Annotated in this window: 30 protein-coding genes; 18 read left to right on the top strand and 12 right to left on the bottom strand. The window is 70.7% G+C overall.

Features of this window, described 5'->3' with window-relative positions; all coding sequences use genetic code 11:
• Positions 1 to 103: 103 nt before the first annotated feature.
• The 5 genes from ISP_RS46850 (at position 104) to ISP_RS46830 (ending at position 2,636) form a co-directional block, all read left to right on the top strand.
• A complete protein-coding gene (locus tag ISP_RS46850; protein ID WP_013230856.1) occupies positions 104 to 655 on the top strand; it encodes an RNA polymerase sigma factor in 552 nt (183 codons plus the stop codon).
• On the top strand, positions 646 to 1,230 hold the full coding sequence (locus ISP_RS46845; protein ID WP_013230855.1) for a hypothetical protein: 585 nt from the start codon (positions 646 to 648) through the stop codon (positions 1,228 to 1,230). Before ISP_RS46850 ends, ISP_RS46845 begins: the two co-directional genes overlap by 10 nt.
• Positions 1,227 to 1,598 carry an Asp23/Gls24 family envelope stress response protein gene (locus ISP_RS46840; protein WP_013230854.1) on the top strand — a complete coding sequence of 124 codons (372 nt, stop codon included), beginning with the start codon at positions 1,227 to 1,229 and terminating at the stop codon, positions 1,596 to 1,598. Before ISP_RS46845 ends, ISP_RS46840 begins: the two co-directional genes overlap by 4 nt.
• Complete coding sequence (locus tag ISP_RS46835; protein ID WP_013230853.1) at positions 1,595 to 1,927, top strand: hypothetical protein; 333 nt, start codon at positions 1,595 to 1,597, stop codon at positions 1,925 to 1,927. The genes ISP_RS46840 and ISP_RS46835 overlap by 4 nt, the downstream gene beginning before the upstream one ends.
• 313 nt (positions 1,928 to 2,240) lie before the next feature.
• On the top strand, positions 2,241 to 2,636 hold the full coding sequence (locus tag ISP_RS46830) for a DUF2784 domain-containing protein (protein WP_013230852.1): 396 nt from the start codon (positions 2,241 to 2,243) through the stop codon (positions 2,634 to 2,636).
• Between the two features lie 11 nt (positions 2,637 to 2,647).
• Here ISP_RS46830 and ISP_RS46825 read toward each other — a convergent pair whose 3' ends face one another.
• Together ISP_RS46825 and ISP_RS46820 are read right to left on the bottom strand one after the other, a co-directional pair.
• Positions 2,648 to 3,634 (bottom strand): cellulase family glycosylhydrolase, encoded by a 987-nt coding sequence (locus tag ISP_RS46825; protein ID WP_013230851.1) that lies wholly within the window; start codon positions 3,632 to 3,634, stop codon positions 2,648 to 2,650.
• 158 nt (positions 3,635 to 3,792) lie between these two features.
• Positions 3,793 to 5,937 carry a molybdopterin-dependent oxidoreductase gene (locus ISP_RS46820; protein WP_014467867.1) on the bottom strand — a complete coding sequence of 715 codons (2,145 nt, stop codon included), beginning with the start codon at positions 5,935 to 5,937 and terminating at the stop codon, positions 3,793 to 3,795.
• 51 nt (positions 5,938 to 5,988) lie between these two features.
• On the opposite strand from ISP_RS46820, the gene ISP_RS46815 reads away from it, so the two are divergent.
• Positions 5,989 to 6,993 (top strand): glycoside hydrolase family 76 protein, encoded by a 1,005-nt coding sequence (locus ISP_RS46815; protein ID WP_013230849.1) that lies wholly within the window; start codon positions 5,989 to 5,991, stop codon positions 6,991 to 6,993.
• Position 6,994: 1 nt separating this feature from the next.
• Here ISP_RS46815 and ISP_RS46810 read toward each other — a convergent pair whose 3' ends face one another.
• Both ISP_RS46810 and ISP_RS46805 read right to left on the bottom strand, forming a co-directional pair.
• Entirely contained in the window at positions 6,995 to 7,861 is an 867-nt protein-coding gene (locus ISP_RS46810) for a LacI family DNA-binding transcriptional regulator (RefSeq protein WP_013230848.1), read from the bottom strand.
• Positions 7,862 to 7,930: 69 nt separating this feature from the next.
• Positions 7,931 to 8,968 carry a LacI family DNA-binding transcriptional regulator gene (locus ISP_RS46805; RefSeq protein ID WP_013230847.1) on the bottom strand — a complete coding sequence of 346 codons (1,038 nt, stop codon included), beginning with the start codon at positions 8,966 to 8,968 and terminating at the stop codon, positions 7,931 to 7,933.
• Positions 8,969 to 9,076: 108 nt separating this feature from the next.
• Between ISP_RS46805 and ISP_RS46800 the strand changes: the two genes are divergently transcribed.
• The 8 genes from ISP_RS46800 to ISP_RS46765 all read left to right on the top strand — a co-directional run bounded on the left by ISP_RS46800 (position 9,077) and on the right by ISP_RS46765 (position 15,772).
• Entirely contained in the window at positions 9,077 to 10,093 is a 1,017-nt protein-coding gene (locus ISP_RS46800) for a substrate-binding domain-containing protein (protein ID WP_013230846.1), read from the top strand.
• Between the two features lie 29 nt (positions 10,094 to 10,122).
• A complete protein-coding gene (locus ISP_RS46795) occupies positions 10,123 to 11,100 on the top strand; it encodes an ABC transporter permease (RefSeq protein WP_013230845.1) in 978 nt (325 codons plus the stop codon).
• Complete coding sequence (locus ISP_RS46790; RefSeq protein WP_013230844.1) at positions 11,097 to 11,906, top strand: ATP-binding cassette domain-containing protein; 810 nt, start codon at positions 11,097 to 11,099, stop codon at positions 11,904 to 11,906. Before ISP_RS46795 ends, ISP_RS46790 begins: the two co-directional genes overlap by 4 nt.
• Positions 11,907 to 11,908: 2 nt before the next feature.
• Positions 11,909 to 12,736, top strand: coding sequence for a PfkB family carbohydrate kinase (locus ISP_RS46785; RefSeq protein ID WP_013230843.1), 828 nt, complete (start codon positions 11,909 to 11,911; stop codon positions 12,734 to 12,736).
• Positions 12,733 to 13,368 carry a nucleoside/nucleotide kinase family protein gene (locus ISP_RS46780; protein ID WP_013230842.1) on the top strand — a complete coding sequence of 212 codons (636 nt, stop codon included), beginning with the start codon at positions 12,733 to 12,735 and terminating at the stop codon, positions 13,366 to 13,368. The genes ISP_RS46785 and ISP_RS46780 overlap by 4 nt, the downstream gene beginning before the upstream one ends.
• Positions 13,365 to 14,105 carry an SDR family oxidoreductase gene (locus ISP_RS46775; RefSeq protein ID WP_013230841.1) on the top strand — a complete coding sequence of 247 codons (741 nt, stop codon included), beginning with the start codon at positions 13,365 to 13,367 and terminating at the stop codon, positions 14,103 to 14,105. The genes ISP_RS46780 and ISP_RS46775 overlap by 4 nt, the downstream gene beginning before the upstream one ends.
• A gap of 71 nt (positions 14,106 to 14,176) precedes the next feature.
• Positions 14,177 to 15,178 carry an isopenicillin N synthase family dioxygenase gene (locus ISP_RS46770; RefSeq protein ID WP_013230840.1) on the top strand — a complete coding sequence of 334 codons (1,002 nt, stop codon included), beginning with the start codon at positions 14,177 to 14,179 and terminating at the stop codon, positions 15,176 to 15,178.
• Between the two features lie 180 nt (positions 15,179 to 15,358).
• Positions 15,359 to 15,772, top strand: a complete 414-nt coding sequence (locus ISP_RS46765; RefSeq protein ID WP_013230839.1) for a VOC family protein — start codon at positions 15,359 to 15,361, stop codon at positions 15,770 to 15,772.
• 129 nt (positions 15,773 to 15,901) lie between these two features.
• Here the strand turns inward: ISP_RS46765 and ISP_RS46760 are convergent, their stop codons facing one another.
• The 4 genes from ISP_RS46760 to ISP_RS46745 all read right to left on the bottom strand — a co-directional run bounded on the left by ISP_RS46760 (position 15,902) and on the right by ISP_RS46745 (position 20,643).
• Positions 15,902 to 16,576 carry a DedA family protein gene (locus ISP_RS46760; RefSeq protein WP_013230838.1) on the bottom strand — a complete coding sequence of 225 codons (675 nt, stop codon included), beginning with the start codon at positions 16,574 to 16,576 and terminating at the stop codon, positions 15,902 to 15,904.
• A 130-nt stretch (positions 16,577 to 16,706) separates the two neighbouring features.
• Positions 16,707 to 17,528, bottom strand: a complete 822-nt coding sequence (locus tag ISP_RS46755) for a YceI family protein (RefSeq protein WP_013230837.1) — start codon at positions 17,526 to 17,528, stop codon at positions 16,707 to 16,709.
• Positions 17,525 to 20,116: an MFS transporter gene (locus tag ISP_RS46750; RefSeq protein ID WP_013230836.1), complete on the bottom strand. Its 2,592-nt coding sequence runs from the start codon at positions 20,114 to 20,116 to the stop codon at positions 17,525 to 17,527. The genes ISP_RS46755 and ISP_RS46750 overlap by 4 nt, the downstream gene beginning before the upstream one ends.
• On the bottom strand, positions 20,113 to 20,643 hold the full coding sequence (locus tag ISP_RS46745; protein ID WP_013230835.1) for a MarR family winged helix-turn-helix transcriptional regulator: 531 nt from the start codon (positions 20,641 to 20,643) through the stop codon (positions 20,113 to 20,115). The genes ISP_RS46750 and ISP_RS46745 overlap by 4 nt, the downstream gene beginning before the upstream one ends.
• A 186-nt stretch (positions 20,644 to 20,829) precedes the next feature.
• On the opposite strand from ISP_RS46745, the gene ISP_RS46740 reads away from it, so the two are divergent.
• The 4 genes from ISP_RS46740 (at position 20,830) to ISP_RS46725 (ending at position 23,441) form a co-directional block, all read left to right on the top strand.
• Positions 20,830 to 21,255, top strand: a complete 426-nt coding sequence (locus tag ISP_RS46740; RefSeq protein WP_013230834.1) for a PPOX class F420-dependent oxidoreductase — start codon at positions 20,830 to 20,832, stop codon at positions 21,253 to 21,255.
• 73 nt (positions 21,256 to 21,328) lie between these two features.
• Positions 21,329 to 22,720 carry an FAD-binding oxidoreductase gene (locus ISP_RS46735; protein WP_014467865.1) on the top strand — a complete coding sequence of 464 codons (1,392 nt, stop codon included), beginning with the start codon at positions 21,329 to 21,331 and terminating at the stop codon, positions 22,718 to 22,720.
• 32 nt (positions 22,721 to 22,752) lie between these two features.
• Positions 22,753 to 23,025: a type II toxin-antitoxin system Phd/YefM family antitoxin gene (locus tag ISP_RS46730; RefSeq protein WP_014467864.1), complete on the top strand. Its 273-nt coding sequence runs from the start codon at positions 22,753 to 22,755 to the stop codon at positions 23,023 to 23,025.
• Positions 23,025 to 23,441 carry a type II toxin-antitoxin system VapC family toxin gene (locus tag ISP_RS46725; RefSeq protein WP_013230831.1) on the top strand — a complete coding sequence of 139 codons (417 nt, stop codon included), beginning with the start codon at positions 23,025 to 23,027 and terminating at the stop codon, positions 23,439 to 23,441. The genes ISP_RS46730 and ISP_RS46725 overlap by 1 nt, the downstream gene beginning before the upstream one ends.
• Here ISP_RS46725 and ISP_RS46720 read toward each other — a convergent pair.
• The 4 genes from ISP_RS46720 to ISP_RS46705 form a co-directional block, all read right to left on the bottom strand.
• Complete coding sequence (locus ISP_RS46720; protein WP_013230830.1) at positions 23,431 to 24,132, bottom strand: DedA family protein; 702 nt, start codon at positions 24,130 to 24,132, stop codon at positions 23,431 to 23,433. The genes ISP_RS46725 and ISP_RS46720 overlap by 11 nt on opposite strands.
• Positions 24,133 to 24,176: 44 nt before the next feature.
• The gene (locus ISP_RS46715) at positions 24,177 to 24,626 is read right to left on the bottom strand and encodes a hypothetical protein (protein ID WP_013230829.1); all 450 of its coding nucleotides are present in this window, start codon (positions 24,624 to 24,626) and stop codon (positions 24,177 to 24,179) included.
• Between the two features lie 23 nt (positions 24,627 to 24,649).
• Entirely contained in the window at positions 24,650 to 25,801 is a 1,152-nt protein-coding gene (nagA, locus tag ISP_RS46710) for an N-acetylglucosamine-6-phosphate deacetylase (RefSeq protein WP_013230828.1), read from the bottom strand.
• A 91-nt stretch (positions 25,802 to 25,892) separates the two neighbouring features.
• The gene (locus ISP_RS46705) at positions 25,893 to 26,465 is read right to left on the bottom strand and encodes an RNA polymerase sigma factor (RefSeq protein ID WP_034284396.1); all 573 of its coding nucleotides are present in this window, start codon (positions 26,463 to 26,465) and stop codon (positions 25,893 to 25,895) included.
• Positions 26,466 to 26,523 lie beyond the last annotated feature (58 nt).

Here is a 26,523-nt window from a genome sequence, read left to right as displayed (position 1 = left end):
GTCACCGGGGCGGATCGGTGGATTCGCCCCGGTGACCACCGTCACCCAGAATCAAGGCGTGACGTTTTCCGCCCGCCGGTGTCCTCCCCGCGAGGAGGGTGCCGTGACGACGACTACGCCGCTCGACGACGTGACGCTCGTCGGCCGGGCGCGGGACGGTGACGTCCGGGCCTACGAACAGCTCGTGCTGCGCTACCAGGGTCCGATGTTCCGGCTCGCCGTCAAGATGCTCGCCCACCGCGGTGACGCCGAGGACGTCGTGCAGGAGGTGTTCCTCAACGCCTGGCGCAAGCTCGGCCAGCTCGGCGAGGACGCCGCGTTCGTCGGCTGGCTCTACCGGGCCACCACGAACCGCTGTCTCAACGTGATCCGCGCGCGGCGCCCCCGGGCCGACGTCGACCTCGACACCGCCGAGTCGCCGCGGGCCGACCTCCAGCCGGAGCGGGCCGCCCAGGTCAGCGGCCAGCTCGCGGCGTTGACCGCGGCGCTGGATCTGCTGACGCCCGAGCAGCGAGCGTGCTGGCTGCTGCGGGAAGTGCACGGCCGGTCCTACGACGAGATCGGCGAAATCGTCGGCGTGAACGCGACCGCGGTCCGCGGCCGGATCGCGCGCGCCCGGGCCCAGCTGGCGGAGGTGATGAAGCCGTGGCGATGACGGACTACGAGCTGCCCTGCGCGCGCGACGTCGAGCAGGTGTGGGAGCGGCTCGACGCGGTCGGCGCCGGGCTGGCCGACGAGCACGAGCTGACCTGCCCGCACTGCCGGGCCGCGCGCGAGAGCCTGCTGGCCCTGCGCGAGGCCACTTCCGAGCTGGCGGCCGCGGAGGACGCGCCGTCGCCGGACCTGTTCGGGCGGATCATGTCGGCGGTGCGCGCCGAGGTGCGGCGCGGCTCGATGGTGCGCCTGCCGACCCCGGAACCCGGGTTCGTCGAGGTCAGCGAGCAGGCGGTGGCGTCGGTGCTGCGGTACGCGGCGGACACCGTCGGCGGCGTCCGGGCGCGCCGGTGCCGCGTGCGGCCCGTCCCCGGCGGCGTCGAGGTGGAACTCACCCTCGCGGTGAGCCTGCGGAACGCCACCGGTGGGGCGGCGCTGGCAGCGGTGCGGGAGCGGGTGACCGCGGCGGCCGCGGCCCGCGTGGGCCTGACGCTGGCGAAGCTCGACCTGCTCGTGGCCGACCTTTTTGAGGAAGACGCTGTCGAGGAAGACGCGGTCGGGGAGCCAGGGCAATGAGCACCGAGAGCGCCCACTACGTCATCGCCGATCCGGTGATCGCCGGCGTGGCGGCGTGGGCGGCGATCACCACGCCGGGGGTGGTGCGCCTCGAACCGGGGCTGCGCGGCCTGGTGACGGCGTGGACGCGCGCGGCTCGTCAGCGCTGGAAGGGCCTCGACCCGGCGCCCGCGGACGGCGTCCGGGTCCGCACCACCGACGGCCGGGTCACGATCCAGATCGACCTCGTCACGGCGGCGGCCGATCAGGCGGCGGCGGTGGGCCGGGCGGTGCAGCGCGCGGTGACGCGGTTCGTGGCCGAGCAGACCGGCCTGGTCGTCGCCGAGGTGACAGTGTCCATTCTGGACATCGAACCGGAAGCCCGGTGACCACCGGCGATGCCGTCGAGCGGATCGTCGGCGCGCTCGCGGAGGTGGACGGCTTGCACCCGGCGACCCCGGCGTTGCCGGTGGGCCGGGAGGGGACGGCGGTGGACCTGAGCCCGGGAGTGGTCCAGGTCCGGCTGATCGCGACCCGGCTGCCGATCCCGCCGCTGCTGGACCGGGCGGCGCAAGCCGTGCGCTCGGTACTGGCGGGCACGGCGTGGGAGAACGCGCGGCTGCGCCTGGTGGTCACCGACCTCGACGGTGCGGCGTTCGCGAGACTCCCGTCACAGCAAGGGCTTGCTCCCGGAGTGCCGCACGATCGCCTTCGGTGAAATCCGGCTGCCGGGGCCGCGGGCCGGGCGTACCTTCGGAGCATGGACGAGGAGCCGCCGGAACCGCAGCGCCCAGCCGACCCGAACCGGAAGAAACCGGACGGCGCGCCGGACCAGTACCCGCGCGAGGAGCCGACGCAGTACCCGGCGAAGCGGCCGCCGGAATTTCCACCGGGTGTAACCCCTCCGTCACCGCGCAGGTGAACGAGTTGCTCCGCTGGGTTAAACATCACCCGGCTGGGCATTCTTCAGGACGGACGACCTTGATCGGCGGAGTAAAGTCGCTGGTAGGGGGATCGGTGGAGGGGGTGCGATGGCGAAGTTCCTGGCCGACGTGACCGTCGCGGTGCACATTTTGGCGCTGCTGCTCATCGGTTTCGGCGGATTCGTGGCGTGGCGCTGGCCGAAACTGATCTTCGTCCACGTGCTCGGGCTGGCCTGGGGCATCCTGGTCAACGTGGCGCCCGTGCCGTGCCCGTTCACCGCGCTGGAGAACTACTTCCGGCACCAGCAGGGCCTCGGCGACCTGCCCGGCGGGTTCAACGCCTACTACCTGTACGGCACGGTGTTCCCGCAGTCGTGGCTGCCGGCGATCGGCATCGGCGCGATCGCGGTGGTGGCCTACTCCTACGTGGGCGTCTACCACCGCTGGCGCCACCGCCACGACGACGCCGGGGAAACTCACGTGCGTCCCGTCCACCTCGGCTAGGTCCGTGGTGCCTACAGGCCCCACCCCCAGCGCAGCTGCGCAACGCCCGTCGCGTTGTTGGTCTCCAGGCCGCTGCCGCTCTGCCGCGTGATCGAGTACGTGTCCCCGGACCGCAGGCCGGGCCAGTAGACGACGCCCATCTGCCGGGACCGCGCCAGGTCCGTGGTGGCGGCGAAGTACGCGGTGAAGTTGTTGCCGTCCTGGTGGCCGGCGGAGTAGTCCAGGCCCGTGGTCATCGGGGCGCCGGCCTCGTCGATGATCGTGCGGGACGAGTACGAGCCGAGCCGGTTGCTGAGGTTCGCGGTCCACGCCGACCGGGTCGTGTCCGAGGCCCAGAAGCCGTAGAAGTGCAGCGACAGCAGCGTGCCGTCCAACGCGCTCGCCGCGCCGACGCCCGTCACGTTGTCGTTGTAGCCGGTGCCGCTGATCAGCACCCGGCCGCGCGGGATGTTCGCATGCCGGGACAGCCACGTCGAGCAGAGCGACACCCAGGCGCTCAGGCTGTAGCCGAACGGCTCGTTCATCGGCTCGAAGTACACGTTGCCGTTGCCGCCGTAGTCCGCGGTGACCTTGTCCCACATGGTGTTCCACGCGTTCGTGTCGTCGACGAAGCCGTCCTTGTTCGCTTCCCAGTAGCCGAAGACGACCTTCATGCCGTGGGCGAGGGCCGAGTCCGCGGCGCCCTTGTACCGCCCCCACCAGTCCGAACTGACGCTCTGCGGGTTGATCGGCAGCCGCACGGTGTTCGCGCCCAGCTTCTGCTGGAAGCCGGTGATGATGCCGTCCGCCTTGCTGCGGACGCTCGCGTAGCTGTCCCCGGCGGTGAGGCCGGTCGGGATCACCCAGCCGTCGACGTAGTTGTCCCGGGCGTCCGCCCAGTTGACGCCGCGGAACGCGTTGGTGGCGGCGGTGGCGCTCTGCGGGACGGCGAGCAGGGGGACGGTGAGTGCCGCGGCCAGCGCGGCGCGTAGCCAGATACGGGTGCCAAAGCGCTTCATACGAACTCCGATGTCCGAGGGGCGCGCAGGAGAAGATCGATGTTTACGTCAACATCCGAGCCGAGGATGCGGCAGCGCCCACGCCGGTGTCAAGCGTTCCTTCGGGGGCCCGGGTGGCGAAGCCCCCGGCTCGGGGCGGAGCCCCGGACAACACAGCGTCAGACGGGGGTGACCTCGACCGGAATTCCGTTCAACACCGACGTTCCGGACGGAACGTCCAGCAGGGTCTCGTCGGCGACCAGGTTCGAGTTGACGCCGGGGTTCGCGCGCGCCACCCGCGTCCGCGAGCCGTCGACGTCGTGGCCCCAGCCGTGCGGGATGCTGACGACGCCGGGCCGGATCTCGTCGGTCACCTCGACCGGGACCTGCAGTTTTCCGGCGCGGGACGTGACCGACGCGAGGCCGCCGTCGGTGAGGCCCAGGCGCGTCGCGTCGGCGGGGTGGACCTGGATGGTGCACCGGTTGCCGCCGCGGACCAGCGGGGCCAGGTTGTGCATCCACGAGTTGTTCGAGCTGAGGTGCCGCCGCCCGATCAGCACCAGGCCGGCTTCCGCGGTTTTCGCGAGTTCGTCCCGCAATCGCGGAACGTCGGCGACGACCGGCTCGGGCGCGAGTTCGATCCGGCCGGACGCCGTGCACAGGATCTCGGGGATCCGCGGCTGAAGCGGCCCGAAGTCCATCCCGTGCGGCGCGGCTTCGAGGTCGGCCAGGGTGACGTCGTAGGGGCCGGCGCGCAGCAGCAGGTCGACCAGGCGCGCGGGCCCGGTGCGCTCCCCGGCGACGGCGACGTCGAGCCCGTTGCGGCGGGCGGTTTCGGCGGCGACGAAGTCGTCGAGCGCCGCGACGTCGGCCTCGGGGCCCTGACCGGCGACGATGCCGGTGAGCCGCAGCATCGTCTCCCACTCCTGCGGGAGCGCCGACGGCAGCGTCGCGGGCGTCCAGTTGGCGACGTTGCGGATGGACAGCTGGTAGAAGGCCAGGTCGAAGTGCGGGCGTTCGAGCGGTGACGGACCGGGCAGGATGACGTCGGCCTGCCGCGACGTCTCGTTGAGGTAGACGTCGACGGAGATCATGAAGTCGAGGTTTTCGAGGGCCGCGGCCAGCCGCCCGGCGTTCGGCGTGCTGAGGCAGGGGTTGCCGCTGACCGTGATCAGCGCGCGGACCTGGCCCTCGCCCGGGGTCTCGATCTCGTCGGCGAGCGTCGCGACCGGCAGTTCGCCGACGACCTCCGGGAGGCCGCGCACGCGGCTGTGCCAGCGCCCGACGGCGAACGGCCGCCGGTTCCCGGTCGGCTGGCACGCGGCCAGCGGGAACATCGCGCCGCCCGGGGCGTCGAGGTGGCCGGTGAGCACGTTGAGGACGTCGACCAGCCAGCTCGCGAGGGTGCCGAACGCCTGCGTCGTGGTGCCGATCCGGCCGTAGACCACGGCGTTCCCGGCCTCCGCCAGCTCTCGCGCGAGCCGGCGGATCTCGGCCGCGTCGATGCCGGTGCGCGGGGCGACGGCCTCCGGCGTGAACGGCTGAGCCAGTTCCCGGACGTCGTCGAGGCCGTTGAGGTGTTCGGCGAGCCGTCCTGGTGCGACGAGGTTTTCCGCGAACAGGACGTTGACCAGCGCGAACAGCAGCAGCGCGTCGGTGCCGGGGCGGATGGCGTGGTGTTCGTCGGCGAACTGGGCGGTGCGCGTGCGGCGCGGGTCGACGACGACGATCTTGCCGCCGCGCTCGCGGATGGCGCGCAGCCGCGTGCGAATGTCCGGCGCGGTCATCAGGCTGCCGTTGGAGACGAGCGGGTTGGCGCCGAGGATCAGCAGGTGCCGCGTCCGGTCGAGATCGGGCACCGGAATGGCGAGGGGGTCGCCGAACATCGTGCCGGCGGAGTAGTGCTTCGGCAGCTGGTCGACCGACGTCGCGCTGTAGAAGTTCTTGGTGCCCAAGGCTTTGTAGAGCACTCGGCCGTAGAGCGTCAGCGCGATGTTGTGCACGCCGGGGTTGCCCGCGTACACCGCGACGGCGTCCCGGCCGTGCTGCTCGATGATCGGCGGGAGCCGGCGGGCGATCTCGTCGTAGGCCTCCTGCCAGCTGACCTCGACGAACTCGCCGTCGCGCTTGAGCAGCGGGGCGGTCAGCCGGTCGGGGTCGTGGTGCAGCGCGCCGAGCGACGCACCCTTGGGGCAGATGTATCCGCGCGAGAAGACGTCTTCGTCGTCCCCTTGGACGCGCGTGACCTGCTGGTTCGCGTCGAGCGTCACCTCCAGGCCGCAGGTGGCTTCGCACAGCGGGCAGGTGAGGTGGGCGGTCGTCATGACCACCGAACATACCGAGCGGTATGTCGATGGGCAAGGCACGATTGCGTCATGGACGTCTCGGCCGCGGAACACGCGGTGACTTCGCGGCACCTGCGCCGGGTGTGGGCGCTGCCCGGCACGGTCCTGGGCCGCAGCCGCTGGCCGGCTTCCGTTGACCAGCGGCTGCACTGGCACTGGAACTACTGGTGGCAGGCGCACCTGCTGGACACGCTGGTCGACGCCCAGCTGCGCGCACCTTCTTCCGCGCGGCTCGCCGTGATCCGCGCGTTCGTGCGTTCGGTGCGGCTGCGCAACTTCGGCAAGTGGACGAACGACTACTACGACGACATCGCGTGGCTCGGCCTGGCGCTGCAACGGGTTTCGTCACTGGGCATCGACGTCGGCCCGGCCGTGGCGGCGATCGACGGGCAACTGCTGTCGGGCTGGACGTCGGCGGCGGGCGGCGGCATCTGGTGGCGCCGCGGCGACGACTTCAAGAACGCCCCCGCCAACGGCCCGGCGGCGATCTTCCACGCCCGGACGGGAAACCTCGCCCGCGCCCGCGCGATGACGGACTGGCTTTCGTCCACTTTGGTCGATCCGGAGCCGGGGCTGGTCTGGGACGGGATCCGCGCGGGCACGGGCGAGCTGGTGAAGCACATTTACACGTACTGCCAAGGGGTCTACCTCGGTGCGTGCCTGGAGTTGTCCGAAGTGGACAATGCGGCGCGAACCGTTCGCGCGGTGGCGGAGCACCTCGCGCCGGGCGGAGTGATCCGCGGCCAAGGCGGCGGCGACGGCGGGTTGTTCGCGGCGATCCTGGTCCGGTACCTGGCCTTGGCGGCTCGTTCCTTGCCCGGCCCGGAAGCTTCGGTGGCCCGGTCACTGGTGCGGACGTCGGCGGAGGCCTGCTGGGCGGGGGCCGCGGAAACGCCGGAGGGCCCGCTGTTCAGCGCGTACTGGGACCGCCCGGCGCCGTGGCCGTTGCCGGAGGACGCCCCGGAGCGGGACATGTCGGTCCAGGTGGGCGGCTGGATGCTCCTGGAGGCGGCGGCGACGCTCGATCCGGAGTAGGTCAGCAGCCGCAGGAGGCGCCGTGGAGGAATTTCGGGGTCAGCCAGACCGATTCGGGTGGCCGGTCCGGGTCGGCCATGCGGGACATCAGCAGCTGCACCGCCCGGCGGCCCAGGTCCGCGACCGGCTGGACCAGTGTGGTCACCGCCGGGGTGACGCGGCGGGCCCAGTCCATGTCGCCGTAACCCACCACCGCCAGCTCCGAGCCGATGCGGATCCCGCGGCGGTGGGCCTCGTACTGGACGCCCACCAGCATCGCCTCGTCCGCCACCACCAGGGCCGTCGGTGACGGCCAGCCGTCGAGGAGCTTGGCCGTCGCGCGGGTGGCGCCGCCCGAGGTCGACAGCCCGCACTCCACCAGCTCGCGGTTGAAGCGCAGGCCCGCCTGCTCCAGCCCCAGCCGGTAGCCGCGGACGCGCTCGCGGCTGACCTCCTGGCTCTCGTCACCCGAGATCAAGCCGATCTTCCGGTGGCGGCGTTCGGTCAGGTGACGGACCAGCGACGCCACCGCGTGCACGTTCTCCGTGCCCACCTGGTCGACGTCGTTGCGGGCGGCCACCCGATCCACCAGGACCGTCGGCACGCCCATCCGCACCAGGCCGTTGATCACCGCTTCGTCGCCGGCCGAGGGGACCAGCAGCACGCCGTCCACGAGGTCCGCGCGCAGCGCGCGCACGACCGCGGCTTCTTCGCCCAGGGTGTCCTCGGTGTCCGCCAGTACGACGTCACAGCCCGCCTGCGCCGCGGCCGCCCGGATGGCGCGCAGCAGCTCGCCGGTGTACGGGTGCGCGTGCACACCCATCGCGACGCCGATCCGGTAGGTGACCGGGGGGTCCCACAACCGGAGGTCCGGCGAAAGTGCGGTCATAAGCCCTCGCAGACGCTCAGCGGAAAGGTATCCGGTGAACGGCGGCGCGGGGATATCAGGAACCCAGATTCACTGAAGTGAGTGAACCGGTGGGCAGCCGCACGACTCACGATGACGCAGAGTGGGTGCCAGCCGGACCGTCTCGGCCTTGCGCGCCGGGTCGTTGATCCGGGCCAGCAGCAGCCGCACCGCCTGCCGGCCGATCTCCTCGATCGGCTGCGCCATCGTCGTCAGCGGCGGGTCGACCAGGTCCGCCCACTCGACGTCGTCGTAGACCACCACCGGCAGGTCGCGCCCGATCCGCAGCCCACGCCGCCGGGCCTCGTGCAGCACCCCGACCATCATGCTGTCGTTCCCGACCACCAGCGCCGTCGGCGGCTCGGGCAGCGCCAGCAACGTGCTCAGCGCCAGCGCGCCACCCTCGCGCGAGGAGTTTCCGCAGGCCACGAGGTCGGACGACCAGGTGAGCCCGGACCGGCCGAGCCCCAGCCGGTAGCCGAGCACCCGCTCCTCGCTCGTCGACAGCCCGGGCACGCCGCTGATCATCCCGATCCGCCGGTGCCCGAGCGTGGCCAGGTGTGCGGTCAGCGCCGACGTCGCCTGGATGTTCTCCGAACCCACCTGGTCGACGTCGGTGCGGGTGGCCAGCCGGTCGATGAGCACGGTGGGCACGTCCAGGGACACCAGCTCGCCGATCACCGGCCCGTCGCCGGGTGCCGGGGTGATGAGCAGGCCGTCGACGCGACGGGAGCGCAGCGCCCGCACGGTGTCACGTTCCGTGTCCGCCGCGTCATGGGTGTCGGCCAGCAGGACGGTGTACCCGTGCGCCGACGCCTCCCGCTCGATCGCCTGCATCAGCGTGGCGAAGTACGGGTTGGCCACCAGGGAGATCGCCATCCCGATCGACCGCGTGCCGCCGGTGACCAGCGAGCGCGCGATGGCGTCGCCGGTGTAGCCGGTCGTCTCGATCGCCCGCAGCACCGCCGCCTTGGTGTCCTCGGCGACCGCCCGCGTCCCGTTCACCACGTGCGAAACGGTCGTGATCGACACGCCCGCGAGCTCGGCGATGTCCCGCTGGGTCGGCCGCGAAGACTTCGACTGGGGCATGCCCATCCTTTCCGGCAAGCGTTTGCGCAAACGCTTGCGCGCAGGGAGCAGTCTGTCTACCTTCCCGACCATCGGCAAGCCTCGACACGAACAAAGGCTGGGAATCCCATGAGACAGCGAAGTCTCGCCGCGCTCACGCTGGCCGCCGTCCTCGCCGCGACGACCGGGTGCACGGTCGAGCGCCACTGGGGTGGCAACACCAACACGGGCGGGAGCGGCAAGGCGAAGGTCGGCCTGGTCACCAAGACCGACACCAACCCCTACTTCGTGGAACTCCGCAACTCCGCCAGAGCGGCCGCGCAGGCCAACGGCGCCGACTTCAGCGCGCTCGCCGGCCAGTTCGACGGCGACAACGACGGCCAGGTCCGCGCCATCGAGAACCTCCGCCAGCAGGGCGCGAACACCATCCTGATCACGCCCAGCTCGTCCACCGGCGTGCTCAAGGCGATCAAGGACGCCCGCGACGCCGGGGTCCTGGTCATCGCCCTCGACACCGCCACCGAACCGCCGGACGCCGTCGACGCCACCTTCGCCACCGACAACTTCGCGGCAGGCGAGCAGCAGGGCGCCTACGTCAAGGCCGCGCTCAAGGGCGTCCCGGCCAAGCTGCTGATGGTCGACGGCACCGCCGGCAGCTCGGTCGACACCCAGCGGCACACCGGCTTCCTCAAGGGCATCGGGCTGACCGACGGCTCGCCGGAGATCAAGGGCCACACCGCGGCCAACGGCGACCAGAGCCTCGCCCAGCAGGGCATGGAGAACCTGCTGCAGCGCAGCACCGACATCAACGCCGTCTACTCGATGAACGAGCCGATGGGCCGCGGCGCGTACGCGGCGCTCAAGGCGCGTGGGCTCACCGGGCAGATCGTGATGGGCTCCATCGACGGCGGCTGCGAAGGCGTCCAGAACGTCAAGGACGGCCAGATCGCCGCCACCGTCATGCAGTTCCCGAAGAAGATGGCCGAGCAGGGTGTGCTCGCCGCCGTCGCGTACGCCAGGACCGGGAAGAAGCCGTCCGGTTTCGTGAACACCGGGTCCGCCGTGATCACCGACAAGCCCCTGCCCGGCATCGAGAGCCACGACTCGGCCTGGGGCCTGCAGAACTGCTGGGGAGGCACGAAGTGACATCGGCAAACGCGACAACAGCGACCGCAGTGTCTCCAAAGGACCGTGAGTCCCTCGGCGACTTCCTGCTCCGCGCGCCCGCGGTCGGCCCGGCGCTCGCGCTGGTCGTCGCGATCGTGGTCTTCTCGCTGGCCACGGACACGTTCTTCGACCTCGACAACCTGTCCACGGTGGTCCAGCAGTCGCTCGTCGTCGGAACACTCGCGCTGGGCCAGACGCTCGTCATCCTCATCGCGGGCATCGACCTGTCCAACGCGGCCTCGATGGTCGTCGCGACGCTGATCATGGCGAAGCTCGCCGCGGCCGGCACGAACGGCTTCGTCGCGCTGCTGGCCGGGGTGGTGCTGACGATCATCGTCGGCATCTTCATCGGCGGCCTCGCGACGCGGATCAAGCTGCCGGCCTTCATCATCACGCTCGGCACGTTCACCATGCTGACCGCGGTGTCGAAGCTGATCGCCGGCGGCCAGGCCGTGCCGGTGACCGACGGGGTGCTGCAGTGGCTCGGCACCAAGCGCTACCTCTTCGGCGGCATCCCGATCACCTACGGCATGACGCTGGCGCTGCTGATGTACCTCGGCGTCTGGTACGCGCTCACGAAAACGGCTTGGGGCAAGCACGTCTACGCGGTCGGCAACGCGCCGGAGTCCGCGCGGCTGTCCGGCATCAAGGTCAACCGCACGGTGCTTTCGGTGTACATCGTAGCTGGGCTGACCTTCGGCATCGCCGCCTGGCAGGCGCTCGGCCGGACGCCGAACGCCGACCCGAACCAGTTCCAGCTCGGCAACCTCGACTCGATCACCGCCGTCGTCCTCGGCGGCACGAGCCTCTTCGGCGGCCGCGGCTCGGTGCTCGGCACGCTGATGGGCGCGCTGGTCGTGGCGGTGCTGCGGTCCGGGCTGACGCAGATGAACGTGGACGGCAACTACCAGGACCTCGCCACCGGCGCCCTGCTCATCGCCGCCGTCGTGGTGGACCGCATCGCGAGGAGGCAGCAGCAGTCATGACCGAACCCATCCTGCAAGCCCGTGGGCTGGTCAAGCGCTACGGCCGGGTGACCGCCATCGACGGGGCCGACTTCGACCTGCTGCCCGGCGAGGTGCTCGCCGTCGTCGGCGACAACGGCGCCGGGAAGTCCTCGCTCATCAAGACCCTGTCCGGGGCGGTGATCCCCGACGAGGGCGAGATCAAAGTGGACGGCAAGACCGTCCACTTCAAGTCCCCTTTGGACGCTCGGCACTACGGGATCGAGACGGTGTACCAGGACCTCGCCGTCGCGCCCGCGCTCGACATCGCGTCGAACATGTTCCTGGGCCGGGAAAAGCGGCTCAAGGGCCCGCTCGGGCTGTTCCGCAAGCTCGACACCGCGACCATGCGGTCGGAGGCGCAGCGGATCCTCGACGAGCTGGGCATCAACATCAAGTCGATCAGCCAGCCCGTCGAGACGCTCTCCGGTGGCCAGCGCCAGGGCGTCGCCGTGGCCCGCGCGGCCGCGTTCGGCACCAAGGCCGTGATCATGGACGAGCCCACCGCCGCCCTCGGCGTCGCCGAGTCCGGCAAGGTGCTCGACCTGATCGGCCGGATTCGCGACCGTGGCCTGCCGGTGGTGCTGATCAGCCACAACATGCCGCACGTGTTCGACATCGCCGACCGCATCCACGTGCACCGCCTCGGCAAGCGCGTCGCGGTCGTCTCGCCGAAGACGCACTCGATGAACCAGGTCGTCGGCCTGCTCACGGGTGCCTTGCGGCTCAACGAAAACGGCGAAGTGGAAGAGGCCGCCGCGGCGACGCACGTGGCCGGCTTGAAGTGAGAGTGCTGCTGGCGGGTTTGTGCACGGTGGACCTGGTCCAGCGGGTCGAGGAACTTCCGGCGCCGGGCGAGAAGGTGCAGTCGCTGCAGGTGGACGTCGCCGCGGGTGGGCCCGCGACGAACGCCGCGGTGACGGCGGCCGCGCTCGGCGCCGAAGCGACCCTGCTGACCGTCCTCGGTGCACACCCGCTGGCGGCGCTCGCCCGCGCCGACCTGGAAACCCACGGCGTCCGGGTCGTCGACCTCGACCCCGGCCGGACCGAGCCGCCGCCGGTCAGCGCGGTGGCGGTCCGCGACCGCGACGGCGAGCGCACGGTCGTCTCGCGCAACGCTGCGGGCTCCGAAGCGACTTGGGACGGCACGGTCGACGCGGACGTGGTGCTCGTCGACGGCCACCACCCCGGCCTCGCGCTGTCCGTCGCCCGGGCGGCCGGGGACGTCCCGGTCGTGCTCGACACCGGCAGCTGGAAACCCGTCCTCGACGAGCTCCTCCCGCTGGTGGACGTGGCCGCGTGCTCGGCGCACTTCACCGCGCCGGAGCCCGGCCTGCACGAACGCGGCGTCCCGACCGTCATCACCACCGCGGGGCCGCACCCGGTGCGCTGGTCCACAGCGGACGGCGGCTCGGGTGAGGTGCCTGTCGCGGAAGTCGAAGCGCGGGACACACTAGGGGCGGGCGACGTCTGGCACGGCGCGCTCGCCGTGGCCGTGACCCGCGAACGGACGGTGACGGACCGGATCCGCTTCGCCAACGAGGTGGCCGCCGAACGGGTGCGGCATGTGGGACCGCGGTCGTGGACGACCGCGATCGCAGGAAGGAACAGGACATGACGGCGTTCGACGACCTGCTGGCCAGGGCCGAGGGGCTGACCGTGCGCGGGCAGCGCAACGTGCTCGGCATCATCGGCTCGCCCGCGTCCGGCAAGACCACGCTCGCCTGGGCGCTGGCCAACGCGCTCGGTTCTCGCGCGGCGGTGGTCGGCATGGACGGCTTCCACCTCGCGCAGGTCGAGCTGCGCCGGCTCGGCCGCACCGAGCGCAAGGGCGCCCCGGACACGTTCGACGCCGCGGGCTACTACCACCTGATCCGCCGCCTGGCCGAAGGCCGCGAAACGGTGTATGCGCCGGAGTTCCGCCGCGAGATCGAGGAACCCATCGCCGGGGCCGTCGCGGTGCCGCCGGAGGTCCAGCTCGTCATCACCGAGGGCAACTACCTGCTGCTGCCGGACGACCCGTGGAGCGCGATCCGGCCGCTGCTCACCGAGGCCTGGTTCCTCGCGCCGGACGAGCCCGAGCGCATCGAACGGCTCGTGTCGCGCCACCGCCGCTACGGCCGTTCGCTGGTCGAGGCCCGGCAGCGCGCGCTCGGTTCCGACCAGCGCAACGCCGACCTCATCTCGCAGACGCGCGACCGCGCCGACCTGGTGCTGGAGAACCTGCCGCTGGCGAACTTCGCGATTTGACCCTCGTCGTCACCGGCGGCAGCCGCGGGATCGGCGCGGCGATCTGCGTGCTGGCCGCCGCGCGGGGCGACGACGTCGTCGTGAACTACTCCGGTGACCCCGCGCCCGCCGAGGCCGTCGCCGAGCAGGTGCGTGCCGCGGGACGGCAGGCGCTGGCGTTCCGCGCGGACGTCTCCGCCGAGGACGACGTCCGCGCGCTGTTCGCCGCGGCGGCGGAGCTGGGCCCGGTGACCGGCCTGGTCAACAACGCGGCGATCACCGGCAACACCCCGGGCCGGCTCGAGGACTACGAGGTCGGCGTCGTCCGGCGCACCCTCGACGTCAACGTGACCGGGGTGTTCCTGTGCTGCCGGGAGGCGGTCCGCCGGATGTCGACCCGCCACGGCGGCGACGGCGGCGCGATCGTCAACATCTCCTCGACGGCGGCACGCACCGGCTCGGCCGGCGAGTGGGTGCACTACGCGGCGTCGAAGGCGGCGGTGGACACGCTGACGTTCGGGCTCGCACAGGAAGTCGCGGCGGACGGGATCCGGGTCAACGCGGTCCGGCCGGGCATGATCGACACCGGCCTGCACGCGGCCGCGGGCCTGCCGGACCGGATGGCGAAGTACGCGCCGCAGATTCCGCTGGGCCGGCCCGGTCAGCCTGCGGAAATCGCCGAAGCGGTGTGGTTCCTGCTGTCGGAGGCGTCTTCGTTCACGACAGGTGCGGTTTTGGAGGTCGGCGGCGGCCGTTGATCCTTGTGAACCGGCATTTCCCGGCTTTCGTGTGGTGAGCGTTCCCGGAACCGCGCGAAAGGTGAACAACAATGCGAACGTTCGAGCTGCCCGTTTCGGTGGGTGGGACGACAATCGATCGGATATTGGGCAAACAGCTGGTCCGGACCTGGGAGGACGACGGGATCTTCCAGGTCGCCGCCACTGCCGAGCAGGCCCGCATCACCGGTGAAGCACTCGCCGAAAGCCGGCGGTTCTTCGCCGGCTCCCTGCCGGAAAAAGCGAAACTCGTCAGCGATCTGACCTACAGCGGCTACATCGCTTCCGGCGAAGAAGTGACCGCGGGCGAAGCCGACTATTCCGAGATCTTCACGGTGTGCCCGGACATCCCGCTCACCGACACCCGCGTCACCGAGGGCTGGCCGTGCCACGGACCGGTCCCGTGGCCGGACGACGGCTACCGGACGGCGATGGAGGCCCATCTCCGGGAAGTCGGCGAAATCGGCGAGAAACTCCTGAAACTCGTCGCCCTCGGGCTGGGCGTGGAGATCGACCGGCTGACGCGGCTCACCCGGGACGGCTGGCACCACATGCGCGTGCTGCGGTTCCCGGCCCGGTCCGCGACCACCGAACGCGGGATCGGCGCGCACACCGACTACGGCCTGCTCGTGATCGCCGCGCAGGACGACGTCGGCGGCCTCTTCATCCGGCCGCCGGTGCCCGGTGAACCGCGGCTCCGCAACTGGCTGCCGGAAGAAAGCACGGCCGGGATGTACCAGGACGAACCGCCCTGGCACTTCGTCGAACCCGAACCGGCGGTGTTCACCGTGTTTCCCGGCGACATCCTCCAGTTCCTGACCGGCGGCCGGCTCCTGTCGACGCCGCACAAGGTCCGGCTCGGGGACCGGGAGCGGTACACGCTGGCGTACTTCCACGAGCCGGCGTTCGGCGTCACCGTCCGCCCGCTGGCCGGTGGGGACGAAAGCATCCACTACGGCACGCACTTCACGAACATGTTCACCCGGTGCTACCCGGACCGGGTGACGACCAAGCGCATCCACGAGGAGGGCCGGATGCGGCTGCTCAGCCAGTGAGTGTCACCGGCGGTCACCATCCGTAAGACGGGTGTGACCGCCGGTACGTCCCGTCCGCCTGCTGGGACGGCCGGAGACGGCGAGATCACGATTGGCCGGGGAATTGGTCACCTCGGTTTCGGTGGTCGAACGCTGTGCAACTCTGGGGAGCCGCCACCGGAAAGGACGGCTTCGGAAGCCATGGCCAAACTCATGTCCGTGCACCATCTCGCGCTCACCGTGACCGACGTGGACCGCAGCGTGCCGTGGTACGTGCGTGTCCTCGACCTCGAGGAGGTCACCCGGCGCGAAGAGCCGGACACGGGACTGCGCAAGGTCGTGCTGCGGTCCGCCGGTGACGAGTTCTCCGTGGTCCTCGTCCAGCACGCGGACACCGGGCGCCGCGGGTTCGACGAACGCCGGACCGGCCTGGACCACGTCGCCTTCCGGGTGCACTCGGCCGCCGAGCTGGCCGAATGGGAGAGCCGGCTGCAGGAGTTCGGCGTCTCGTACACGCCGGTCGCGCCGTCGCGGACCTTCGAAGGCTCGCGCGTGATCGTGTTCCGCGATCCCGACGGCATCCAGCTCGAAATCTGGACCGACCCGCAGCTCTGAGGACTGTGACATTCCGGGGCTTCGCCCCGGGCCGGGGGCTCCGCCACCCGGACCCCCGCCAGACTGCTGTGACATCCGGGGCTTCGCCTCGGGCCGGGGGCTCCGCCACCCGGACCCCCGCCAGACTGCTCAGGCGCGGGCGTTGCTGTCGTCCGGCGCGTCCACCGGGCGGCGCATCTCCTGGCGGTAGCGCAGCACGCCGTACCCGGTGCCGAACACGAAGAACGCGATGCTGAGCCACAGCGCCGCCGTCTTCAGCCACGGCAGCACGTTCAGCAGGCCGGCGCCGTAGTAGCCGAGCAGCACCAGCGTCGGCACCCAGAGCAGCCCGCCGAGCGTCGTCGCCACCAGGAACCGGCGCTGGTCCATCCTTGCGGCGCCCGCGATCAGCGGGGCCAGCGTGCGGATCCACGGGATCCAGCGGGCCGCCACGATCGCGAAGAAGCCCCGGCGGTCCAGGAACCGTTGCGCGCGCTCGAGGTTGTGGCGGTTCAGCACCTTGCCGTCGCGGCGGGCGATCAGCTTCGTCCCGCTCTTGCGGCCGATGAAGTAGCCGATCTGGTTGCCGAGGACGGCGACGATCAGCGCGGCGCCCGACAGGAACCACGCGTTGGCGTCCGAACCGTGCTGCGCGAGCACCACACCCGCCCCGAACAGGAGCGAATCGCCGGGCAGGAACAGCCCGACGATCAGCGCGCACTCGACCAGCACGAAGCTCAGCACGATCACCCAGACGAGCAGCGGTCCGGCGGTGTCCAGCCAGCTCACGCCGACGCCCGCGGCCTCGATGCTCACGACGTTCACACCGCGAGCCTACGTGGCCCGGGTGAACGGGCCACGGCGAACGGGCAAATCGAGCTCGCCCGAAGATTCAGCTCTCACCAACGGTGAAGGCCCCCTCATCAGCGGTGAGAGGGCCTCCGACCGTCGAGACTCAGAACTGCGGCAGCGACTCGCCTTGCACCGCTTCGATGTCCAGCTCGATCTTCACCGTCGTACCGACCACCGCGACGCCGGCGCGGGCCAGCGCGCCGTAGTTGATCGCGAAGTCGTTGCGGTGCAGCGTCGTCTCGGCGTGGAACGCGGCGCGCACGCCACCCCACGGGTCCGGGCCCCAGCCGCCGTAGGTGAGCGCCAGCTCGATCTGCCGGTGTTCGCCGTGCAGCGTGAGGTCTCCCAGCAGCGTCCACGAGTCCACCCCGAGCTGCCGCATTCCCGTGCTGGTGAAGGTGATCACCGGGTGCACGTCGACGTCGAGGAAGTCCGGCGAGCGCAGGTGGTCGTCGCGCATCTTGATGCCGGTTTCGATGCTCGCCGCCTTGATTTCGGCGTGCACCGACGACCGCTCGGCCGGGCGGCCGATCTCGATCCGGCCCGAGACGTCCGGGAACCGCGCCTTGATGCTCGCGATGCCCAGGTGCCGCGCGGTCGCCATGACCGACGAGTGGATCGGGTCGATCACCCACGGCCCGGCGGGCGGCAGCTCGATCGCCTCGGCGACCGGAGCCAGCACGACGTCGCCGAGCGAGCCGCTGCCGTCCGAGGCGATCTGGGCCGTCCGCGCGACCGGGGTGTACCCGGCCGCGGTGACGACAGCGGTGTAGACACCCGGCGCGAGCGCGTCGGTGACGACTTCCCCGCGGACGTCCGCCGGCTGGCGGGCGACCTGCCGCCCGGCCGGGTCGGTGACGGTGAGCACCGCGTGCTCCACCGCCCAGCCCTCGGCCGTGCGGAGGGTCGCGCGCAGACCGGTCATGACCGGTCGACCAGCTCGTCGAGGGCCTGGTCGTAGCTCAGCCGGACGTCGTGGGCCGCCTCGCCGCCGGTCAGCTCCACCTGGCTGGTCGCCGGCGGGTAGCCGCTCGCGACCACGGTGTACGCGCCCGCGGGCAGGTCGCTGACCAGGTACCGGCCTTCGCCGTCGGTCCGCGCGACCGCGGCCACGTTGCCTTCGGCGTCGAGCACGGTGATCCGCGCGTCCGGGACCACCCGGTCGCCCTCGGTCCGCGCGGTGCCGGCGAGCAGCACCGAGCTGGCGAGCTCGACGTCGTGCCGCAGGACGCCGCTGTCGGGCACGGTCAGCGTCACCGCGAAGGGCCGGTAGCCCGCGCCGCTGGCGACCAGGGTGTACGCCCCGGCGCCGACCCCGACGAAGGCGTAGGTGCCGTCGGTGGTCGTGATGAACGCGCCGTTCACCTCGCCGCGGCCGTCGGTCAGCGTCACCGTCACGTTCGGCAGCGGCTGGCCGGTCGCGGCCGCCCGCACGGTGCCGGTCAGCTCGCCGGACCCGGTGAGCGTCACGTCGACCGTCGCCGGCCCGTTGCTGATCACGACGCTGGAGGCCTGCGGCTGGTGGCCGTGGGCCGACACGATGAGGACGTACGCGCCCGGGCCCTGGCTGGGCACCGAGTAGCTGCCGTCCGCGGCACCGGTGGCCCGCGCGACCTGGCGGCCGCGCTGGTCGATCAGGGTCAGCGCGGCACCCGGCACGTGGCTGCCGTCCTGGCGCCGGACGTGGCCGGTCACCGGCAGGCCGCCGGCGCCGACGGGGACGTCGATCTCGGCGTCCGCGAGGGAGTTCGTGATCGGCAGCGCACCCGACACGGCCTGGTAGTCACCGTGCCCGTTGGTGCTCAGCGCGTGCTTGCCACCGCTGCCGACGAGCGCCGGCTCGCGGTCGGCCGGGCGGACCGGCTCGACGATCTCGGTGGGCTCGTCGGCGTGGTCGTCCGCCTCGAGCAGCGCCTCGCCGCCCTCCATGGCCGCCGCGGCCGGGGCCGCGTTGGTCAGCGGGATCTCCTTCATGAACAGGAGGACCACCGTGGCCAGCAGGGCGACCGCACCGGCGATGTAGAACACCGTGGTGATCGAGTCGGTGAAGCCGATCAGGATCGGCGTCTTGATCGCCTCCGGCAGGGACTGGATCACGCTGGTGTTCTCGGACAGGTTGCCGACGCTCGCGCCGGCGCCGGGCGGCAGCTGCCCGCCGAACGCCTTGGTGATGTTGGGCCGCAGGGTGTTGAACAGGACGGTCAGGAAGATCGCGACACCGGCGGTACCACCGATCTGGCGGAAGAACGTCGCCGCCGCGGTCGAGACACCCATGTCACTGCGCGGGCCCGCGTTCTGCACCGCGATGATCAGCGTCTGCATGCACTGGCCGAGGCCGAGGCCGATGATGGCGGCCGCGACCAGCGGGTGCCACAGTGGCGAGTCGTAGTCGACCTGCGCGAAGAAGAACGCACCGGCGGCGATCATGAGGGTGCCCACGATCGGGAAGACCTTGTAGCGACCGGTCTTGCCGGTGATCCGCCCGGAGACGATCGAGCTGGTCATGATGCCCGCCATCAGCGGCAGCATCAGCAGCCCGGACTCGGTCGGCGTCTTGCCCTGCACGACCTGCAGGAACTGCGGGATCATGGTGATCGCACCGAACATCGCGACACCGACGATGACACCGCCGATGATCGCCACGGTGAACGTCGAGTTCTTGAACAGCCGCAGCGGGATCAGCGCGGCGTCCTGCATCCACCGTTCGACCGCGATGAACGCGATCACGCCGACGCCGCCGACGACGTAGCAGAGGATCGACTTGCCGTCGCCCCAGCCCCACTTCTGGCCCTGCTCGGCGACGATCAGGAACGGCACGACCGCGACGACCAGAGCGAGGGCGCCCCACCAGTCGATCTTGTGCTTCTGCGGGATGTGCGGCACGTTCAGCACCCGGGCGACGACGAACAGCGCGAGGATGCCGATCGGGACGTTGATCAGGAAGACCCAGCGCCAGCCGTGGATGTCGTAGCCGAAGATGCTGCCGGCGTGCTCGATGCCGGCGAAGAAGCCGCCCAGCACCGGGCCCAGCACGGTGGACAGGCCGAACACAGCGAGGATGTAGCCCTGGTACTTGGCCCGTTCCCGTGGCGGCACGATGTCGCCGAGGATGGTCATGGCCAGCGACATCAGGCCGCCGGCGCCGAGGCCCTGCACCGCGCGGAACGCGGCCAGCTGGTACATCGACTGCGCGAAGGCCGAGGCCAGCGAACCGGCGACGAAGATCGTGATCGCGGCCAGGTAGAACGGCTTGCGGCCGTAGATGTCCGACAGCTTGCCGTAGATCGGCGTGACGATCGTCGAGGTGATCAGGTACGCCGTGGTCGCCCAGGCCTGCAGGTCGAAGCCGTGCAAGTCGTTGGCGATCTTGACGATCGACGTGCCGACGATCGTCTGGTCGAGCGCGGCGAGGAACATGCCGCACATCAGGCCGCTCAGGATCGTGACGATCTGGCGGTGGCTCAGCCGTGGTGGTTCCTTCGCCACGATCGGTTGTTCGACGGTGGTGCTCATGCGTTGGCCCCCTTGGCCGGTGCACCGGCGGACGCGTGCGCGTCGGCCAGCTGTGGAGAGTGGTTCTCGATACCTGTGTTGAGCCGGCTGAAGAGGCGGTTCAGGGTCTGGATGTCCCCGTCGGTCCAGTCCCCGAGCACCTCGGCCAGCCACTGGTTGCGCTGCTTGCGGTTCTGTTCGAACACCCGCATGCCCTCGGTCGTCGGCGCGAGCAGGCAGGCGCGCCCGTCTTCCGGGTCGGCCTGGCGCTCGACCAGGCCGTGCTGCACGAGCGAGCTCGACTGCCTGCTGATCGTGGAGATCTCGGAGTGGAGCGACTCGGCCAGCTTGCTGGTGCGCTGCGGGCCCTCGTGGATGAGGGTGAAGAGGATCGCGTACGCCGCCCGCTCGATGCCGTCCGGACCCAGCTTGGAGACCTGCGACTTCGCCTTGTTGATCAGCCGGACCAGGCGCACGAGTTCGTGCCCGAGCTGGTCGGCGAGGTCCAGTTCGGCCTTCGGCCGGGTGGCGGAGTTGTTCGGTGCCATGGTGATCCTTCAAGGCTTTGGTTGGCGACTGCAACTAGTTGCCTCAGGCAAGGATGTGCCTTCATGAGCGGTTATGCAAGCGGGGTACCTCGTGATGTGGCAGAACACACTTTAGTTGTCGTATGCAAGCACATTTCTCCGGGGTTGCCGTCGGAACAACGGCGCCCGCGGCGGGTTGAGAAGGGTATGACCGACGACACAGCGCTGAAGGACTTCCTCGCCGCCCGCCGCCACGGCGTCCTCGCCACGATCCGCCGCGACGGCCGGCCGCAGCTGTCCACGATCACCTACCGATACGACCCGGAACCGGCGACGCTGATCGCGTCGATCACCGAGACCCGGGCCAAGACGAAGAACATGCGCCGGGACCCGCGGGTGACGTTCCACGTGGGCAGCGAGGACGGCTGGAGCTACGTCGTCGCCGAGGGGCGAGCTTCGCTCACGGCGCCGGCGGCCGCGCCGGACGACGACACGGTGGAGGCGCTGGTCGACTACTACCGGTGCGCGGCGGGCGAGCACCCGGACTGGGCCGAGTACCGCGCGGCCATGGTCACCGACCAGCGGGTGCTGCTGACCGTCCACGTCGAGAAGCTGCTGGGGCTGGTCCGCTGACCCACTGCTCCGATTCGGCTGGTTTCGAAAGAAGATTTCCGCAGTGCGGACTGTCCGGGCTTACGATGAGGCCATGAGCAACGAAGCTTTGGTCACCCGGCTCCGGGACCTGCTCGGCAAGGGCGCCGTGCTCACCGACTCCGACGTCACCGCCTCCTACGCGCGCGACATGATGCCGCTGGCGCCCTCGGGCACACCGCTCGCCGTCGTCCTGCCCGCGAACGCCGCGGAGGTGCAGGCCGTCGTCAAGGCCTGCACCGAGGCCAAGGTGCCGATCGTGCCGCGCGGGGCGGGCAGCGGCCTGTCCGGTGCGGCGAACGCGATCGACGGCTGCGTCACGCTGTCGCTGACCAAGCTGAACGAGATCGTCGAGATCGACGCGGGCAACCGGCTGGCGGTCGTGCAGCCGGGCGTGGTCAACCTGGACTTCCGCAACGCGGTGGAGAAGCACGGGCTGTTCTACCCGCCGGATCCGTCCAGCTACGACTGGTGCACGATCGGCGGCAACCTGTCGACCAACGCCGGCGGTCTCTGCTGCGTGAAGTACGGCGTGACGACGGACTCGGTGCTCGGCCTGGAGGTCGTCCTGGCCGACGGATCGCTGCTGAAGACCGGCCGCCGCACGGTGAAGGGCGTCGCGGGCTACGACCTGGCGCGGCTGTTCGTGGGCAGCGAGGGCACGCTCGGCGTGATCACGCAGGCCACGGTCCAGCTCAAGCCGCTGCCCCAGGCCCCGGCGACGCTGGTCGCGGGCTTCGGCACCACCGAAGCCGCGGGGGAGGCCGTCGCCAGGGTGGTGCGCGAAGGTCTCGTGCCGTCGTTGCTGGAGATCATGGACGCGTCCTCGATCAAGGCGTCGGAGGCGTACCTGAAGACGGACCTGGGCGCGGGGTCGGACTGCCAGGCGCTGTTGATCGGCCAGTCGGACGCCGGCGGCGAGGTGGCCCGCCGCGAGCTGGCGGCGCTGGAGCAGATCTGCCTGGACTGCGGCGCGGACCTGGCGTACACGACCGAGGACCTGGAAGAGGGCCGGATGCTCCTGCACGCCCGCCGCGTGGTGCTCACGGCGCTGGAGACGTACGGGCTGTGGCTGACCGACGACGTCTGCGTGCCGCGGACGCGGATCGCCGAGCTGATCCGCGGGTGCGAGAAGATCAGTTCCGAGGTGGGCCTGCGCATCGCCGTGGTCGGCCACGCCGGCGACGGCAACATGCACCCGACGATCGTGTACCAGCCGGACGACCCGGACGAGTTCGAGCGGGCCCAGCGCGCGTTCGACGAGATCCTCGAGGTGGGGCTGTCCCTGGGCGGCACGGTGACCGGGGAGCACGGGGTGGGGAAGATCAAGCGCGAGTGGCTGGCGCGGGAGATCGGACCGGTGGGGCTGCGGGTGCACCAGCAGATCAAGCGGGCGCTGGACCCGGAGAACCTGTTCAACCCGGGCTCGATGTTCTCGATGACGTAGCGGTACTACGCCCATGTACTACACTGGTTCCCGTGAATCAGGTAGGTGTGCGTGAGCTGAACCAGGACACCGCCGGGGTGCTCGCCAGGGTGAAGGCCGGCGAGGACGTCGAGATCACCGAACGCGGCACGGTGATCGCCCGTATCGTCCCGGCGCAGCCCAGTCCGGTCTCGGCTTTGATCGCTTCGGGAAAGCTGCACCCCGCCTCGGTGAACGGGCCGATGCCGCGCCCGCACGGACCCGTCCGGACCGACCTCGAGGCCGGGGAACTGGTTCGCGAACTGCGCGACGACGAACGGTACTGATGATCTACCTGGACACGGCCGCCCTGGTGAAGCTGATCCGGCACGAGGCCGAAAGTGCGGCGCTCGTCGACTGGTTGGACGAACGGCAGGGCACCGTGCTCGTCACGTCGACGCTGGCCGAGGTCGAAGTTTCGCGGGCTCTCCTGCGGAGCGACCCAGGATTGCTCACCGACGTTCCCGCGGTGATGGCCCGGGTCGCCAAGTACGAAATCGACGACGTGGTGCGCCGGACCGCCGCCGCTTACCCCTCGCCGGACCTTCGCTCGCTGGACGCCATCCACCTCGCCACCGCACATGCCGTGTTCGGCAGGCAGCTGACGTCCTTCGTCACCTACGACAAACGCCTCCTGGCCGTGGCCGAAGCGCTGGGGCTGCCGACCGACAGCCCGGGTGCGGCCGGGCCGGCTACTCCTTGATGCGCGGGATCCGCTGCGTGACCTCGGGATCCGCCTCCGCGACCGCCTTCTTCTCGCGGCGCGACTTCAGGTACTCCAGCGCGATCGGCACCACCGACACGAGCACGATCAGCACGAAGATCGCGTCGACGTTGTCCCGGATGAACCCGATGTTGCCCAGCAACGATCCGAGGATCGTGATGCCCGCGGCCCACAGGATGCCGCCGAGGACCGTGTACGTGAAGTAGCGCTTCGGGTCCATGCGGCCGATGCCCGCGATCCACGTGATGAACGTGCGGACGAACGGGACGAACCGGGCCAGCACGACCGCCTTCGGGCCGTGCTTGTCGAGGAACTCGTGCGTCTTGTCCACGTACTCGCGCTTGAAGAACTTCGAATCCGGGCGGTTGAACAGCTTCGGGCCGGCGAAGTAGCCGAGGTAGTAGCCGGCCACGTTGCCGAGCAGGGCCGCCGCCGTCACCAGGACGCAGACCAGCCACAACGGGGCGTTCAGCGTTCCGTTCGCGATGAACAGGCCCGCCGTGAACAGCAGCGAATCGCCCGGCAGGACCGGGAAGATGCTGCTCTCGATGAAGATGATCAGGCACAGCACCGCGATGACCGGTGTCGTCAGACCGCTCAGCAGGTGCTGCGGGTCCAGCCATGACGGCAGCAGCGACATCGTGTTGACCGTGCTCTGGGCGAGAATCACCTGGAAAACGGTACAGGGTCACCCTGAGTCGTGACTGAGACCCGTCAGACCAGCGTGAGCAGGCCGACCACGGACCCCGCGGCGAGTCCCAGCAGCACCGCCAGCAACAAGATCCAGTACGCGGGCAGCTGCGCCGACGTCCGCGCCGGTTCCGGCTCCGGCGGACGCGGGGTGAACGTCGTCGGTGCCTCCGCCTCCAGGGCCGCGCGCTCGCGCTCCAGCGAGTCCGCGCTCGCCCCGGAGAGCAGCCCGTACGCCGAGGGCAGCTCGTTGATCGCGCTGGTCGGGACCGCGTCGGTGGCCGGCTCGGCCCCGCGAGCCCCAGCCGGCAAGGCAGCCGACGAACCCGAAGACGTCGAAGAAGCCGGAGCGGCGGGTGACGACGAAGACGTGTCGGACGCCTTGGGTGGCGGCGGCGACACCTGCGGTGCGAAGACGGCTTGCGCGCGAAGGGCGTCCGCCAGCAGCTGCTCGGGGTCCTTCGGCTCGCTCATCTCCGCCCGTCCGCTCGCAACACCTACGTACTCAAGGTAGCCGTACCCACCTCGGCGACCCATTCTCCCCGGCGCAACACCTTCGCCGGCCGCAGGTCCTGGTCGAGGACCACGATGTCGGCCTGGTAACCGGAGCACAGCATCCCGGTCCGGTCCGCGATGCCGAGCAGCTCCGCGGGCCGCTGCGACGTCGCGTGCACCGCGTCGAGGATGCCGAGTTTCGCACCCCGGACCAGATTGCGGAAGGCGGTGTCCATCGTCAGGGTGCTGCCGGCCAGCGAACCGTTGTCGGCGAGGGTGGCGACGCCGTCGTGGACGTCGACCTCGAGGCGGCCCAGCGTGTAGCGGCCGTCCGCGGCGTCGGTGGCCGACATCGCGTCCGTGATCAGGACCGTCCGATTGCGGCCCGCGTGCTTCGCCGCGAGGCGGACCACCGTCGGGTGCAGGTGGACCAGGTCGCAGATCAGCTCGATCGTGATGCGCTCGTCGTCCAGCAGCGCGCCGATCGGGCCGGGCTCGCGGTGGTGCAGCGGCCGCATGCCGTTGAACAGGTGGGTCGCCACCGTCGCGCCCGCGTCGATCGCCGGGAGCAGCTGCTCCTCGACGCCGTCGGTGTGCCCGATGGCGGCGATCACGCCGGACTCGGCCAGCTGGCGGACGGCCTTCACGCCGCCGTGCAGCTCGGGGGCGATGGTGACCATCCGGATCGCGCCCTGGCCCGCGCGCAGGAGCTTCTCCACCGTGCCGGTGTCCGGTTCGAGCAGCGTCTCCGGGTCGTGCGCGCCGCACCGGGCCTTCGAGATGAACGGCCCCTCCAGGTGAATGCCCGCGACCTCGCCGTCCTGGACGAGCTCACGCAGCGCCGCGACCTGTTCACGCAGGATGTCCACCGGGTCCGAGACCAGGCTGGCGAGCATGGTCGTGGTGCCGTGACGGCGGTGCGCTCGCACCGCCGTCAGAAGTTCCCCGGGATCGAGGGAGGTGAACGAGCCACCTCCCCCGCCGTGGCAGTGGGTGTCGACGAACCCGGGCACGACCAGTGCCCCACCGACGTCGACGTGCTCGCCCGACGGCGGGGTCCCGGAACCCACGCCGGCGATCCGCCCGTCGGACACGGCCACCCAGCCGTCGTCGAGTAAACGGTCCGGGGCGGCGACCCGGCCGCCCATGATCACGAAATCTCCGGCGCCTCTCACGCACCCCAGCATATATTGGTCTGGACCAAGCATGGTGATACGACTCAGTGATCGGAATGGTCCACCCGGGTCACTGTGGGGCTTGCATGGCCTTCTGGAGTGCCTCGAGCGCCCGGCTGGCGGTCGATTTAACGGTACCCTTGGAGATACCTGCGGCCTCAGAGATCTCGGCCTCGCTCAGCCCGCCGTAGTACCGCAGCACCAGCACTTCGCGCTGGCGGGGCGGCAGCTTCGACAGCGCGCTGACCACGGCCTGGTGCTCGCTGGAGAGCATCGCGAGGCTCTCCGCGGAGCGCGCGTTCACCGCGTGCGGCGGCACGTACTCACGCGCCGTCTTGCGGCGGCGCAGCACGCTGCGCGACCCGTTGACCACCGCGGTGCGCAGGTAGCCGACCGCGGCCGCGGCGTCCCGGAGCCTGCTCCAGTTGCGGTGCAGGCCGGTGAAGGCCTCCTGGACCACGTCTTCCGCCGTCGCGGGCTCGTCCACCAGCAGAATCGCCAGCCGGACCAGCCGCATGCGGTGCTGGCGGTAGAGGTCTTCGAGGGTCAGCGGTGTCGGCGCCTGCGCCGGGGCCGGACCGTCCATGACCCGCAGGTGGCCGAGGGTCGCCTCGACGCTGCGTTCCGCATTGCCCTCGAGCATGAACCCCTGCCTGTTCTCGACCCCGGTTTGCACGGTGTGCCGCGTCAGCAGGTTCACG

The organism is Amycolatopsis mediterranei (assembly GCF_026017845.1).
Classification (GTDB): domain Bacteria; phylum Actinomycetota; class Actinomycetes; order Mycobacteriales; family Pseudonocardiaceae; genus Amycolatopsis; species Amycolatopsis mediterranei.
This window is presented reverse-complemented; position numbering and strand designations above follow the sequence as displayed.